This window comes from Pectobacterium parvum (assembly GCF_020971565.1).
GTDB classification, from domain to species: domain Bacteria; phylum Pseudomonadota; class Gammaproteobacteria; order Enterobacterales; family Enterobacteriaceae; genus Pectobacterium; species Pectobacterium polare.
Genome location: NZ_CP087392.1, coordinates 4,352,278 through 4,366,727, shown reverse-complemented (window position 1 = coordinate 4,366,727; position 14,450 = coordinate 4,352,278). Strand labels below are relative to the sequence as shown.

The following is a 14,450-nucleotide window of genomic DNA, read 5'->3' as shown; positions in this document are numbered from 1 at the left end:
ATAACGGCAACTACGCTTATGTCATGACCGACGATTCCAGACGGAGGGTTGCATGGAGACACCAGATTTTTGTGGCGTTAAATCAGATGGGTATGCGCGATTGTTTGATTTTCTCTCTGAAACTGGCGTGGCTCTCTATACGGGCGTGACGGGCGGCAGGGTGATTCATTTTGTTAAAGACATCCATCCTGTTGACTGATCGGTTCAAGATAAAACCGGTTTTTTAACGCTGTGTGAGTACAGCGCGGGATTTGTTCCACTGGGCTACTATCTTGCCAGTGGAAAATACGCGACGGCGGCTACCACGGGAGCGGCAACGAAGCTGTTAGGCTGTGGGCTTAGTGATGCTAAGCTGCATGATATTCCTGCGGTTTATCTGGTTGCGCTATCGGGGAAGCATACGGAAGGCCTCTTACCGTTACAGGATACGTGGGAGCACGGTAGCAATATTTGTGCAGCCACCGCGGGCCGATCTGCCTGATTCAGTTTTTGTGCTCGACAACCCGCAGACGCTGAATGAAACATTGGCATTGGCAAGGGCACAGTTGGGAAACGCGAAACCGGTGGTGCTGGTGTTGGTGCACCATGCGCTGGCTGAGGCCAGCAGCGAGAATCCTCTTGCTCCGGCGGTGACGATTTCGGAGGCTTTGTCGATCGGTTCCGCTGTGCGGTGAGGGAAAAGCGTCTGGTGGTGTTAGTCGGGGAGGAGATGGCGCGCTATCCCAACGCGCCGCATAATTTGAATGATCAGACTTTCTCTTCCCCGCGCTTGGGCTATGTGAACATGGCGACGCTATATCAGCGTTTGGATAGCTGGTGGCCTGCAGATTCAATAGGGTTTGACGATGTGTGCCTTGCGTATAAAGATCGTCAGTATGTGACGCAGCGTCCTCATCCCCACATTCGTTTTTACTCGTTATATCGTGGTTCGGCGATGGGCGGCGCATTTGGCGCTGCCATTGGTGCGAAGCTGGCTCGCCCCGAACACGCCGTTTTTTTATTTACCGGTGATTGCTGTTTTCGCCTGTTTTCGCCTGTTTTCTGGGGCGCTGGGAGAAGTGCGGGCACTGGGTATTGTCATTTTCCTGCTAAACAATACGAGCCTAGCCATCGTGGCGCAGGGGTTGCCTAAAATCCTGCCTGAGGTCGCGCCAGAGTATTATCATGCTGGTGTGTGTTCTCTCGATTATTGTGCGATCGCTAAGGCCTGTGGCTGGGATGCAAAGCGGCTTCAACCCAATCTTGCTAATTTAGATGATGTTCTGATTAGAGTGGGCGAGATTGGGCGTCCTTCTCTACTGATTGAAGTACCGGTTGATGCGCATAAACGGCTAGGGAGTAATCCACGTCTACGGAATCTTTAAGGAGGGGCTATGTCACTTACGCAGCTTGAGAAGATTGACTCGTGTTATCTGGCTTTGAACGGTGCTTTATTGCCTTCTCCTGCTGGTTTGGTCGACCGCTATCGATGGTTGCATGAACAGGCGCCGTATAGCGTGTTGGCACAAGGAACAGGGGACGATCCTCACTTTATTTATGCCAATTGCTTTGCGCTCGGTTGCTTCGGGTATAGCGAAGCAGAGATGCTGGCTCTGCCTTCTCGGCTGAGCGCTGAGGCCTCTTTGCAGCCAGCGCGGCAGCAGTTTCTTGAGAGCGTGTCTCAGCGGGGGATTGCCTATGACTACACGGGAGTTCGGGTCAGGAAAAACGGGCAGACGTTTCCGATTTATGGTGGTGTGGTCTGGCAGTTACGCTACCCAGATGGGGCAGCATGGGGAATGGCGGCGCTATTCTGGCGCGAGGAGCATCAGCGGCCAGATTGGTTCAAACCTGATTAAGAAACAAGCATGGAATGAGGCTTTATGGAGCACCTTATCCCGTCGAACTATTGCAACTGAATATCAGCGCTCAGTGAAGTGAGTGAAAACGCGGGATCGGATTTATGCATGATGCAAAGGGAGAATATGAGTGACTAAACTGTTATCATTTCACAAAAAAATAACCAGGCTATTTCTTATTGATAATATTATTGGTGAATTATTATTCGTTCGCATCATTGGGAATAGACATTCCGAACACGTTAGAGAATCTGGTTTTCAATTATTAAATAAAAGTTTCACAAAAAATCAACGTGTGATTTCTTCTTTTTGTTTTTGTAAAATTTAAAAATGTGTTTCTAATAATAAAATATACTAGAGAGATTGTTCGATATATCAATTAACCTCTTTATAAGTACATGATGTCTATGTAAGACTATAACCTTTAATGGTTAGATTGGTAAAAAAAATGAACTTTTTTGAACAAACACCTCCATCTCGGAGACGCTATGGATTGGCTGCTTTTATTGGTTTGATTGCAGGTATTGTTTCATCTTTCGTTAAGTGGGGCGCAGAAAATCCGCTTCCTCCACGTAGCCCTACTGATATGTTTACCGGTGCTTGTGCACCTGAATCACTGATCAGAGCTGCCGAGCAAATTGATTGCTCTCGTAATTTTCTTAACCCACCCTACATCTTTTTACGCGATTGGCTTGGGGTTGTTGACCCTAATGCGGCGGTTTATACTTTTGCCGGCCACGTATTCAACTGGGTTGGTGTAACGCATATTATTTTCTCTATTGTTTTTGCTTTAGGTTATTGCATTGTTGCAGAAGTATTTCCTAAAATAAAATTATGGCAGGGTTTGTTTGCGGGTGCGCTGGCTCAACTGTTTGTTCATATGATTTCATTCCCATTGATGGGGCTTACGCCATCTCTGTTTGTTCTCCCTTGGTATGAACATGTATCAGAAATCGTAGGCCATCTCATTTGGTTCTGGTCTATTGAGATTATTCGTCGTGATTTACGTAATCGAATGACTCACGAACCTGATCCAGAGATTCCTTTAAGTGCTTCACGATAGACTGTGATTTTACTTTAGATAATGTAAAAGAGTGCGATGCTTATTATTTAAGTATCGCACTATAAATTAGCTTTGAAATAAATTAGCCATAAAAATTGAAGTCTATACTCTAAATAATTCGAGTTTCAGGCAGGCGGCAAGAGAGGGAATCCCGATGAGCTGACTCAAGAACGCTTGCACCTGAGGGGCTAGCCAATCGGCGCCTAGCTATTCAGCCACCAATTTAAAAGCATTTCGTCTTCATTGTCATCAATATTCTTATAAATGTTCGCGAAGTACCATTGAACGCCTGTTTTTTCGCGAAAGGCGTCGAAAACGTCAGCAATTTATCCATCCCATTCCTGGCTGGAACGGCCAATGTCAAATTACCCTTAAATGCGCCGTCTAACGTTCCATTCAGCTGCTTGGCTACATCGTTTTCTAAACTGGTGATGTCTTCAGAGGGAAGCTCATCAGCATGAATATGGATGCAAAAATTGCCGCCTCTTTTTAAGACTTCTGGGTGCGCATGTTTGTCTTTAATTCGGAAAATATCTCCACGTGGCAGGTTTAGTACAAGGCCGGGAGAAGACAGCAATTCATAAGTGTCCTTCTCGATTTCTCGGACAGGTAACTCTTCAAACACGGGTTCGTCGTTATGTGCGACATAGACATTAACTAACATAGGCTGGGTTGTAGTGGTCAACAAAAACTGGCTACGTCTTTAGCGTTTTTCCAGAACAATCGCTCTGATTCATTTGGCGTCAAACCACCGTTATATTGATGAGGTCTGAGCTGGCTGTAATATCCCGTGATGTAATTCGTTATCGCTGTGCTGGCTTCGCTAAAATTTACGTACCCATTATCTGGCACCCACTCTGTTTTCAGACTTCTGAAGAACCGTTCCATTGAGCTGTTATCCCAACAGTGTTCGCATCGGCTTATACTCTGCCTGCTCCGGTAACGCCACAGTGACTGCCGGAACTGCTTGCTTGTATAGTGGCTACCCTGGTCACTGTGGAACATCACTCCGCGCGAGTTTTCCACGACATTTCTAACGCTTTAATGGTCAGATGCTGGCACCCTCGTCCGGCGACGTCATGCACGCCTTTGTCGTCAATCGCCTTAACCAACTGCGCCAGATGGCGGGTTTCAACCTGCGCGATATCCATCGCGCCAATCACGGGGAAAACGTAGCGTTTCAGGCAGGTGAGGATTTTATCGGCGTGCGCGTCCGACCAGAGCTTGAGGCTGCTGGTGTGCCACGCCATCGCGACATACTGAAAGGTGCGGGATTCTTCAACGGCGGGATTGTTCGATTTACGAAACTGAGAAGGGCTGATGCCGGACGCCAGTAGCTTACGTGCCGTATCGCGTTTTTCGCGTGCTTCTGCCAGCGTAGTCTGAGGATAGGGGCCAAAGGCCAGACGGCTTTCTTTACCGCCAAGGCGATAGCGGAAATACCATAACTTAGCGCCGCTGGGTGATACCGTGAGGTATAGGCCTTGCGAATCAGTGAGTTTGTAAGATTTTGCGAGAGGTTTCGCGGATCGGACTTTGCTGTCAGTTAACATGTGAGGGTCACTCCCGTTCATCGAACTGAATGACCCGCAATCTGACCCACAAATTCCTCGATACGAAGGGATAAATCAAAACGCATCGGAAAAGATTTTCACGCCAACTTATTGAATCACAACAACATAGGGATTGATAAGGAAGCATAAAAAAGGAAAGGTGGTGCCCGGACTCGGACAAACGCCGGAGGCGTTGAACAGCGTGCTTGTCACGCTGGCCCTGAAAGGGGGAGCCGCTTGCGGCGAATAATCGAACGGTGTTCGATGAAGAGTCCACACACCATAAACGAAAACCCCCGCCATAGGCGAGGGTTAAGAATTAGTGGTGCCCGGACTCGGAATCGAACCAAGGACACGAGGATTTTCAATCCTCTGCTCTACCGACTGAGCTATCCGGGCAACGGGGCGCATTAAACCGTATTGGCCGCGTGGCGTCAACGGGTTTATCAACGAAAGCGTGGAAAACCCTACTGATTGCCGACTTTTCAGCCAAAGCGCGGGCTTTACTGCATTTTGTGCCTGAAATCAGGTGAGTGCGCCGTTTTTACGGCACAGCGCAAAGCGTAAGACATCTTCTGCTAACCGCTGTGCGGTGGCGATGCTGGCGGCCTGATGCTTGACCAGCAGGTTGCTCAGGCAGCCTTCTAGAATCAATTCCATCTGCTGTGCTACCATCTCAGGATCGTCGGTTTCCAGCTCTTCCAGCAAATCGCGAGTGTACTGGTAAGACGCCAGCTTCTGCTGTTCCGCAATCTGGTGGATAGGGTGATTGATATCAGGGAAGAAGCTGCATGCCGCAATAAACAAGCAGCCCGGATAACGCTGTTTGTTCACCGACTCATGCAGCACCTGATAGCGTGCCAGCAGCTTCTGCTCGATGCTTTTCTCGTCGTCCAAGAGAAGCTGACGCCGCCAGGTATCGACCTGCTGGCTATGATGACGCAGGCCGTCGTACAGCAGCGCCTCCCGATCCGGCCAGAATGGCGTCAGTTCTTCTACCGGAACCCCCAGTCTCTCCGCCAGCATATCCAGCGTTGTCATGGCAAAGCCGTGCTGCTCCAGCAGAGTAAGCGCATGTTCAAGAACATCTTCCCGTTGCATTAGGTCTCCTCCAGAAGCACATATAGGTATACCCGTCATACTTCAAGTTGCCTGTGCGTTGGCTGCGCTCAAATACTCGGCCCGTCGTGGGCCTCGCCCCGTCGGGGCCGCTGCGAGCAGCGTTCAAATCTGCTCCCGGCAGATTTGTCACCCGAATCACTTACCGATGTAAGCTCATCGGGATGCCTTCTCTTGCCGCCTGCCTGAAACTAGAATTATTTAGGGTATAAATCGTCGTTTATGGGCTGAACTTCTGCAAATGCGCCTTAAATTGTTCAGCATTCATAAAACCGGTGACGCGCGAGCCGGGGATTTCTTTCCCCTGAGCGTCAAAAAATACGATGGTCGGCAGCCCTAAAACCTGTAGCTTTTTCAGCAGCGCGTTTTGTTCTTCGCGGTTAGCGGTGACGTCCGCCTGTAGCAGCGTGATGCGCGACAGATGGTTTTGCACCGCTGGGTCGCTGAACGTGTATTTCTCGAACTCTTTGCAGGCCACGCACCAGTCAGCGTAAAGATCGAGCATAACAGGCTGAGCGCTCTTTGCCAGCGAACTGTTGAGATCGGCAATATTGGCGACAGGGGCGAAGTTCAATGCTGAAGTATGAGCTTGCGCCACGCCAGCCGGAGGAAAGACCCAGTCTTGCAGCGGTTTGGCGCTGATCACCACGCCTGCCAACAGCAGTAGCTGTACGCCACGCATCCAGCCTTTGCTGCTGCGGAGCGTCAGCATGAGTGCCCAGCCAAAGAAGGCGATACCCAACGCGCTCCACAGCCGCATTCCCCACGTCTCGCCCAGAATGCGTTCCAGCAGGAAGACGGGCAGTGCCAGAATGATGAAGCCAAACGCTTCCTTAACGTACTGCATCCACGGGCCGCTGCGCGGTAGCAGTTTGTTGCCGAACAGCGTGACCAGAATGAGCGGTAAGCCCATCCCGAGCGCGTAGAGATAAAGTGTGCCGCCGCCTGCCAGCATGTTGCCGCTCTGGGCGATGTAAAGCAGGATGGCGCTGAGCGGGGCGGTGGTGCAGGGGGAGCAAATTAGCCCAGCCAGCGCGCCCATGCAGAATACGCCAGTGACGGAGCCGCCCTGCTGACGGTTGCTCCACTCTGTCAGCCGGGTCTGTACCGATGACGGGAGCTGGAGCGTATACAGACCAAACATGGACAGTGCCAGCGCGGCAAACATTACCGACAGGCCAATCAGAATATAAGGATGTTGGAGCGCCGCCTGAAAACGTAATCCAGCGGCGGCGACAACCAACCCAAGCAGCGTGTAGGTCAGCGCCATGCCCTGAACGTAGGTCATCGATAGCAGCAGCGTGCGGCGCGGCGTCAGCTGTTCTTTTCTGCCCAGCACCAGGCTGGCAATCAGCGGGTACATCGGCAGGACGCAAGGGGTAAAGGCGACGCCGATACCAATCAACAGCGCCCACCACGGCGAGAACGGCATCGGCGTGGTCTGCGGCGGTGCCGTCTGGGCTGATGCGGTATTCGAGGTATCCGTGCCTGCATTAGCAAGCACCTGACTTAGAGGAACGACGCGCGTTTCCGGCGGATAGCAGAAACCCGCATCGGCGCAGCCTTGATAAGTGACTTTCACCGTCGCGCCGTTGTCGGCCTGTTGAATAGGAACCGTTAGCGCCAGCCGATCCCGCAGGATAAAGACCTGACCGAAGAACTCGTCGTTATGGCTTTCGCCCTGTGGCAGATCCACCTTGCCAAGCGTGGCACCGTTTCCTTCGATCTTGATTTGTGCGCGGTACAGGTAGTAATCGGGATGGATATCCCAGCGCAGGTTGAGCTGGTTATCCTGCTGCTGAAACTCAAAGGCGAAAGCGCCATCGACCGGCAGAAAGCGTGACGTCGCGCTGTTGCCAAACAGTTTCTGACCGAAAGAAGAGGCGGCTACACTGTGGGTGCCGAAAGCCGTCCATAACAGGAAAATCAGCGTAAAGATGCGTTGAGCCATGTCAGATAATCGCTATCGCCCTCGGATACCGGCAGGACTAACAGCTCCGGCGTATCGTAAGGGTGTTGTTGTTTCAGGTGAGTCAGCAGCGCTTGCTGATGTGAGGTATCGCTTTTTATCAGCATTTGTACTTCTGATTGCTGTTCGAGCTTGCCTTTCCAGTAATAGAGCGAACGTGCGCCGGGTAGCAGGGTGACGCAGGCAGCAAGCCGCGTTTCCAGCAGCGAGTTGGCAAGCCGTTGCGCACAGGCGTCGTCAGGTGCGGTACATAATATGACGACAGCATCGCAGAGCGGGCGGTCAGACATCACATCCTCCGTGTCAGATGAACAAATCCCAGACAACCAGAGCCACACTATACCTTGCTTTATTGTTTGAAGGGAATGAAGCGGATCGACGAGTTACGCCGATCCGCGAGGGACTGTCTGACAGGCAATGTTTAGATCAGGATGCTGCCGAGGATAAAGCCAAATATCACCGACAGCGTAATCGCTATCACGCCTGGAATCAGGAATGAGTGATTAAACACAAACTTGCCGATGCGTGTTGAGCCAGTGTCGTCCATCTCCACGGCGGCCAACAGAGTCGGGTAGGTCGGCAGAACGAACAGGGCGGAAACGGCAGCAAAAGACGCCACGGCCGTGACCGGAGATACGCCCAACAGCAGCGCAGCAGGCATCAGCGCTTTTGCCGTTGCCGCTTGTGAGTAAAGCAGCGTCGCGGCGAAGAACAGCACGACAGCCAGCATCCACGGATAGCTTTGCAGCAGTGCGCCAGCGGTATCCTGAATATCGGAAATGTGTGCTTTAACAAAGGTATCGCCCAGCCAGGCCACGCCCATCACGCAGATACAGGCGCTCATGCCGGACTTAAACGTGCTGGCAGAAAGGATGCGCGAGGTGTCGATTTTGCAGGTGATGCAAATCAGCGTGGCGATCGTCAGCATAAAGACCACAATCGCTTCATTGCGTGGCAGAACTGGATTCTGAATCAGCCCAACCGTGCCGCTGATTGCCGTGGCATACAGCACGACAGCGACGATGCCGATTAGAAACAGCATCACGGAAAGTTTGGCACCCGGTTTGATCTCATGCTGGCTATTACCGCGCAGCGTGGTTTCGCCTTTCTTCAGACGTTCCTGATAAATCGGATCGTCTTTCAGTTCTTTACCCAGGAAGTTGGTCACAATTGCCGTCAACATGATCGCGGCAAGTGTGGTAGGAATACAGATGCCTAACAGCAGCAGATAGCTGACCCCGTGCGGCTCAAGAATACCCGCGACAAATACCACCGCCGCCGAGATTGGCGAGGCAGTAATGGCGATTTGTGAGGCAACGACGGCGATAGAGAGCGGGCGAGAAGGGCGAATACCCTGCTCTTTGGCGACTTCGGCGATAACCGGCAGGGTGGAAAACGCGGTGTGTCCAGTTCCAGCCAGAATCGTCATGAAATAGGTGACCAGCGGCGCGAGAAAGGTGACGTATTTCGGGTGCTTACGCAGCAGTTTCTCCGCCAGACTGACCAGATAATCCATTCCGCCCGCCACCTGCATCGCGGCGATGGCGGCGATAACGGCCATGATAATTTCAATGACATCAAAGGGGATTACGCCGGGCTTTATCTGAAACCCCAGCGTAAGAACAAGCACCCCTAGGCCACCGGCGAAACCAATGCCGATGCCTCCTAGCCGCGCCCCCAAATAGATGGCGAGCAGAACGATCAGTAACTCAAGACCAAGCATGACTATGCTCCTTAATTAATAAAAAATTCAATCTACTCGTCATACTTCAAGCTGCTTGTGCGTTGGCAATACTCGGCTCATTTCTGAGCCTCGCCCTGAAGGGCCGCCGCAAGCGGCGTTCAAATTGGCGAAGCCAATTTGTCCTTACTCACCCCAGTCACTTACTTGTGTAAGCTCCTGGGGATTCGTGCGGTTGCCGCGTTACAAGGCCATGCGGCCTTGTCCTAAAGGACCAACGCAGAGCGTTGTTCAAAACGCTCACGTTTTGTCACGCAACTCGAATTATTTAGAGTACATAACTTATTCTTATGGCCGTAGACGGCAAAAAATAAAGGCACGCTGTTCTTCGTGAACGGACGTGCCTGTGGGTATTAGGTGTTGGTGTTAAGGAAGCTCGTTTTCATCGGTGTAGCGTTTGGCTTTATATGCCGGATGCATCAGGTTCTGGATAGAGAAAATGTCATCTAACTCAGCTTCCGTCAGTAGGCCGCGTTCCAGTACAACTTCGCGCACGCTTTTCCCCGTTTCCGCGCAGATTTTGCCGACGATATCGCCATTGTGGTGGCCGATGAACGGGTTCAGGTACGTCACAATCCCGATGGAATTGAAGACATAAGCTTCGCAGACGCTTTTATTGGCAGTAATGCCGTTGACGCATTTCTCCAGCAGGTTGTAGCAGGCGTTGGTCAGAATGTGGGTCGATTCAAACATCGCCTGGCCGATAACCGGTTCCATCACGTTTAACTGCAATTGCCCGGCCTCCGACGCCATCGTGACGCAGGTGTCGTTGCCGATGACCTTGAAGCACACCTGATTGACGACTTCCGGCACGACCGGATTCACCTTGGCGGGCATGATCGAGGAACCCGCTTGTAGCTCCGGCAGGTTGATTTCATTCAGGCCAGCGCGAGGGCCGGAAGAGAGCAGGCGCAGGTCATTACAGATCTTCGACAGCTTCACGGCCAGACGCTTCAGCGAACTGTGTACCATCACATAGGCACCGCAGTCTGACGTGGCTTCGATCAAATCCTCTGCTGGCACACACGGCAGGCCGCTGACTTCTGCCAGACGCTGCACTGCCAGTTGCTGATAGCCGTCCGGCGTATTCAGGCGTGTACCGATTGCGGTTGCGCCCAAATTGACTTCAAGCAGCAGTTCCGACGTGCGCAGCAGGTTTTTGATTTCCTCCTGCAACAGCACGTTAAATGCATGAAATTCCTGACCGAGTGTCATCGGCACGGCGTCCTGCAACTGGGTGCGACCCATTTTCAGCACGTCTTCAAATTCTTTGGCTTTGCGTTCGAAGCCATCGCTTAACTTCGCTATCGCATCCGTCAGTTTCAGTACGGCCGCGTAGACCGCGATACGAAATCCGGTGGGGTAGGCGTCATTGGTGGACTGGCATTTGTTCAGGTGATCGTTGGGGTTCAGATACTGGTATTCGCCTTTCTGGTGACCCATTAACTCCAGACCAATATTGGCTAATACTTCGTTGGTATTCATATTGACCGACGTGCCAGCGCCCCCTTGATAGACATCAACCGGGAACTGATCCATGCATTTGCCGTTATTCAGCACTTCATCGCAGGCGCGGATGATGACGTCAGCGATTTTTTTCGGGATAGTTTGCAGCTCTCTGTTCGCCAAGGCCGCGGCTTTCTTCACCATCACCATGCCGCGCACGAACTCGGGTATGTCACTGATTTTATTGTTACTGATATAGAAATTTTCGACAGCGCGCAGCGTGTGAACGCCATAATACGCGTCTGCGGGAACTTCTCGGGTGCCTAACAGGTCTTCTTCAATACGAATGTTTTCTGACATGAGAGTGCCTATCCTGTTGTGCGACTAGTGATGCAACTAGACGTTGTGGGCTGGTGTGTCGGGCTGTGTTATCTTGGGAAACTGTTATTTCAAAAGAATAGCCATTTCAGAAAAACAGCAATTTTCAGAAAAACAGGGCAGCCTTGGATAAACCGTCTTATCTCGGCAATAGTCTCGGGATGTTTGACCAACCAGGTATCCATTGCCGTGAGGATATGTCGTTACGACAGCGAAAAACAGGTGTTTAGATCACTATACTGGCGTTCTCTACCACGACGGTAAATGAACTGTGACTGTAGTCACGAGTCACTATTTTAGAACAATAATCGTAGGTCGGCGGCTTGAAAATGCGCAAAGGCGTACCCACTTTAGTAAATCATGATGTGCCGGATCGCAGAGCAGGCGCGCATTTTACCTAATCCATTGGTGGTAAAGTCGATGGGTAGTAAGGCGTACTGGATTTTCAATAGCGATGGCTTAACACGTTCTTATTCACAGACGTTTTTATTAGAACAGTACGCGTAAAACACACAGGAGTACCGGGTGCGCTGGTTACCGTTATTACTTATTTTTCTTTTGGCTTACATCGAGATATCGCTGTTTATTCAGGTGGCTGAGGTGCTTGGCGTCGCCATGACCCTGCTGCTGGTTGTCTTCACGTCCTGCGTGGGCGTCTCACTGGTGCGTAATCAGGGGATGAAAACGCTGGTGCAGATGCAGCAGAAAATGGCGGCAGGTGAAAGCCCAGCAGCCGAGATGGTAAAAAGCGTGTCACTGGTGCTGGCTGGCTTCCTGCTCCTGATTCCGGGCTTCCTGACTGACTTTCTGGGGCTGCTGTTGCTGCTGCCACCTGTGCAGAAAAGGCTGACGCTCAAACTGATGCCTCACCTGCACGTCTGGCGTTCTGGTTCTGGAGCAGGCCCAAGTGCATCGTCTTCCGGCGGTAACACCTTTGAAGGTGAATACCAGCGCAAGGATGGCGGGCGCGCAAATATTGAACATCAGGATGATCGAGATGACCGTTAACGTCACGATGAACTGAAAAATAGATAAGGATTATCGTATTGATAATTCTTGTTTTTTATCTGCTGTCTGCGCCAAGTGGCCGCTTAACGCAAAAAAAATGAATTTTCTCCCTTGAAGGCCCGCAGAACGCCCCCACTTAAAATACCACAAGGCTGATTATGATATGAAAGGCGTAGTCGGCATTTATCCTAAACCGATATGGATTTTCTTAAAGGAGAGCTATCAATGAATATTCGGCCATTGCATGACCGCGTTATCGTCAAACGCAAAGAAGTCGAGTCAAAATCTGCTGGTGGTATCGTACTGACTGGTTCCGCTGCTGGTAAATCTACCCGCGGCGAAGTTCTGGCCGTAGGTCACGGACGTATTCTGGAAAATGGTGAAGTGAAGCCGCTGGATGTGAAAATTGGCGACATCGTCATTTTCAATGATGGCTATGGTGTGAAAGCAGAGAAGATCGATAACGAAGAAGTGTTGATCATGTCTGAAAGCGACATTCTGGCAATTGTTGAAGCGTAATCACGTGTAACCATCTGAACTGAACGAATTTAAGGGAAATAAACCATGGCAGCTAAAGACGTAAAATTCGGTAGTGACGCGCGTGTAAAAATGCTACGCGGCGTAAATGTACTGGCTGATGCAGTGAAGGTTACCCTGGGCCCAAAAGGCCGTAACGTAGTTTTGGATAAATCCTTCGGTGCACCGACTATTACTAAAGACGGCGTATCTGTTGCGCGTGAAATCGAGCTAGAAGACAAGTTCGAGAACATGGGCGCACAGATGGTGAAAGAAGTTGCCTCTAAAGCGAATGACGCAGCAGGCGACGGCACTACGACCGCAACCGTATTGGCGCAGGCTATCATCACTGAAGGCCTGAAAGCTGTTGCAGCGGGCATGAACCCGATGGATCTGAAGCGCGGTATCGATAAAGCCGTTATCGCCGCTGTTGAAGAGCTGAAAGCATTGTCTGTACCGTGCTCTGACTCTAAAGCTATTGCTCAGGTTGGTACTATCTCTGCTAATTCCGACGAAACCGTAGGCAAAATGATTGCCGAAGCCATGGACAAAGTCGGCAAAGAAGGTGTTATCACCGTCGAAGAAGGTACCGGTCTGCAAGATGAGCTGGACGTGGTTGAAGGTATGCAGTTCGATCGTGGCTACCTGTCTCCGTACTTCATCAACAAGCCGGAAACCGGTGCTGTAGAGCTGGAAAGCCCGTTCATCCTGCTGGCGGATAAAAAAATCTCCAACATCCGCGAAATGCTGCCAATATTGGAAGCCGTAGCGAAAGCCGGCAAACCGCTGGTTATCGTTGCTGAAGATGTTGAAGGTGAAGCCCTGGCAACACTGGTGGTTAACACCATGCGTGGCATCGTGAAAGTTGCTGCGGTGAAAGCACCAGGCTTCGGCGATCGTCGTAAAGCGATGCTGCAAGATATCGCGACACTGACTGGCGGTACCGTTATCTCTGAAGAGATTGGTCTGGAGCTGGAAAAAGCGACGTTGGAAGATCTGGGTCAGGCAAAACGCGTTGTGATCAACAAAGACACCACTACTATCATCGATGGTAGTGGTGAAGAAGCTGCGATTCAGGGCCGTGTTGCTCAGATCCGCCAGCAGGTTGAAGAAGCAACGTCTGATTACGACAAAGAAAAACTCCAAGAGCGTGTGGCTAAACTGGCTGGCGGCGTAGCCGTTATCAAAGTTGGCGCAGCAACTGAAGTTGAAATGAAAGAGAAGAAAGCACGCGTTGAAGATGCTCTGGCTGCGACTCGCGCTGCGGTAGAAGAAGGCGTGGTTGCTGGTGGTGGTGTTGCGCTGGTTCGCGTTGCAGCCAAACTGGCTTCTCTGACCGCTCAAAACGAAGATCAGAACGTGGGTATCAAAGTTGCGCTGCGCGCAATGGAAGCCCCACTGCGCCAGATCGTTTCCAACGCTGGCGAAGAGCCATCTGTGGTTGCAAACAACGTTAAAGCCGGTGACGGTAACTACGGTTACAACGCAGCAACTGAAGAATACGGCAACATGATCGACTTCGGTATTCTGGACCCAACCAAAGTCACCCGTTCTGCACTGCAGTTCGCGGCTTCTGTTGCTGGTCTGATGATCACCACCGAATGTATGATTACCGACCTGCCGAAAGGCGATGCACCTGACTTAGGTGGCGCTGGTGGTCTGGGCGGCATGGGTGGTATGGGCGGCATGATGTAATATGACGCCATTGTCACCGGAAGCCGTTTTCCGATGACAGGGAGTCAGGTTACAGAAGCACGTCTTTCTGTCCTTTAAAGAGCACTATCTGGTCGCGAGGCTGGGTAGTGTTTTTTTATGCGCG

At 51.3% G+C, this 14,450-nt stretch carries 14 protein-coding genes, 1 tRNA gene and 2 pseudogenes; 8 read left to right on the top strand and 9 right to left on the bottom strand.

Features of this window, described 5'->3' with window-relative positions:
* The first annotated feature begins 52 nt into the window (after positions 1 to 52).
* The 5 genes from LOZ86_RS19670 to LOZ86_RS19650 all read left to right on the top strand — a co-directional run bounded on the left by LOZ86_RS19670 (position 53) and on the right by LOZ86_RS19650 (position 2,901).
* Complete coding sequence (locus tag LOZ86_RS19670; RefSeq protein WP_225969788.1) at positions 53 to 199, top strand: hypothetical protein; 147 nt, start codon at positions 53 to 55, stop codon at positions 197 to 199.
* 253 nt (positions 200 to 452) lie between these two features.
* The gene (locus LOZ86_RS19665) at positions 453 to 674 is read left to right on the top strand and encodes a hypothetical protein (RefSeq protein WP_039482007.1); all 222 of its coding nucleotides are present in this window, start codon (positions 453 to 455) and stop codon (positions 672 to 674) included.
* Positions 675 to 688: 14 nt separating this feature from the next.
* A complete protein-coding gene (locus LOZ86_RS19660) occupies positions 689 to 1,132 on the top strand; it encodes a thiamine pyrophosphate-dependent enzyme (RefSeq protein ID WP_230242652.1) in 444 nt (147 codons plus the stop codon).
* A 241-nt stretch (positions 1,133 to 1,373) separates the two neighbouring features.
* Positions 1,374 to 1,838 carry an MEKHLA domain-containing protein gene (locus LOZ86_RS19655; protein ID WP_039482002.1) on the top strand — a complete coding sequence of 155 codons (465 nt, stop codon included), beginning with the start codon at positions 1,374 to 1,376 and terminating at the stop codon, positions 1,836 to 1,838.
* Positions 1,839 to 2,286: 448 nt separating this feature from the next.
* Positions 2,287 to 2,901, top strand: coding sequence for a YagU family protein (locus LOZ86_RS19650; protein ID WP_039482000.1), 615 nt, complete (start codon positions 2,287 to 2,289; stop codon positions 2,899 to 2,901).
* Positions 2,902 to 3,124: 223 nt separating this feature from the next.
* On the opposite strand, the gene LOZ86_RS19645 is transcribed toward LOZ86_RS19650, so the two are convergent.
* The 9 genes and pseudogenes from LOZ86_RS19645 to aspA form a co-directional block, all read right to left on the bottom strand.
* The gene (locus LOZ86_RS19645; protein ID WP_225969789.1) at positions 3,125 to 3,526 is read right to left on the bottom strand and encodes a DUF4265 domain-containing protein; all 402 of its coding nucleotides are present in this window, start codon (positions 3,524 to 3,526) and stop codon (positions 3,125 to 3,127) included.
* A 56-nt stretch (positions 3,527 to 3,582) separates the two neighbouring features.
* Positions 3,583 to 3,953, bottom strand: a pseudogene (locus tag LOZ86_RS19640) (integrase core domain-containing protein); the annotation flags it as partial.
* Positions 3,948 to 4,454 (bottom strand): annotated as a pseudogene (locus LOZ86_RS19635) (tyrosine-type recombinase/integrase); the annotation flags it as partial. The pseudogenes LOZ86_RS19640 and LOZ86_RS19635, both read right to left, overlap by 6 nt.
* A 323-nt stretch (positions 4,455 to 4,777) precedes the next feature.
* Positions 4,778 to 4,853, bottom strand: a tRNA-Phe gene (locus LOZ86_RS19630).
* A 126-nt stretch (positions 4,854 to 4,979) separates the two neighbouring features.
* Positions 4,980 to 5,555, bottom strand: coding sequence for a transcriptional regulator (locus tag LOZ86_RS19625; RefSeq protein WP_014914059.1), 576 nt, complete (start codon positions 5,553 to 5,555; stop codon positions 4,980 to 4,982).
* A gap of 238 nt (positions 5,556 to 5,793) precedes the next feature.
* On the bottom strand, positions 5,794 to 7,524 hold the full coding sequence (locus LOZ86_RS19620) for a protein-disulfide reductase DsbD (RefSeq protein ID WP_039481997.1): 1,731 nt from the start codon (positions 7,522 to 7,524) through the stop codon (positions 5,794 to 5,796).
* The gene (cutA, locus tag LOZ86_RS19615; RefSeq protein WP_039481994.1) at positions 7,500 to 7,832 is read right to left on the bottom strand and encodes a divalent cation tolerance protein CutA; all 333 of its coding nucleotides are present in this window, start codon (positions 7,830 to 7,832) and stop codon (positions 7,500 to 7,502) included. Before cutA ends, LOZ86_RS19620 begins: the two co-directional genes overlap by 25 nt.
* A 131-nt stretch (positions 7,833 to 7,963) precedes the next feature.
* Positions 7,964 to 9,265: an anaerobic C4-dicarboxylate transporter gene (locus LOZ86_RS19610; RefSeq protein WP_039481991.1), complete on the bottom strand. Its 1,302-nt coding sequence runs from the start codon at positions 9,263 to 9,265 to the stop codon at positions 7,964 to 7,966.
* Between the two features lie 384 nt (positions 9,266 to 9,649).
* Complete coding sequence (aspA, locus tag LOZ86_RS19605; RefSeq protein ID WP_039481987.1) at positions 9,650 to 11,089, bottom strand: aspartate ammonia-lyase; 1,440 nt, start codon at positions 11,087 to 11,089, stop codon at positions 9,650 to 9,652.
* Positions 11,090 to 11,632: 543 nt separating this feature from the next.
* Between aspA and LOZ86_RS19600 the strand changes: the two genes are divergently transcribed.
* From LOZ86_RS19600 to groL, 3 genes are all read left to right on the top strand, one after another.
* The gene (locus LOZ86_RS19600; RefSeq protein WP_039481983.1) at positions 11,633 to 12,115 is read left to right on the top strand and encodes an FxsA family protein; all 483 of its coding nucleotides are present in this window, start codon (positions 11,633 to 11,635) and stop codon (positions 12,113 to 12,115) included.
* 225 nt (positions 12,116 to 12,340) lie between these two features.
* Complete coding sequence (locus tag LOZ86_RS19595; protein WP_039279307.1) at positions 12,341 to 12,634, top strand: co-chaperone GroES; 294 nt, start codon at positions 12,341 to 12,343, stop codon at positions 12,632 to 12,634.
* A 45-nt stretch (positions 12,635 to 12,679) separates the two neighbouring features.
* On the top strand, positions 12,680 to 14,326 hold the full coding sequence (gene groL, locus LOZ86_RS19590) for a chaperonin GroEL (protein WP_230242650.1): 1,647 nt from the start codon (positions 12,680 to 12,682) through the stop codon (positions 14,324 to 14,326).
* The last annotated feature ends 124 nt before the right edge of the window (positions 14,327 to 14,450 follow it).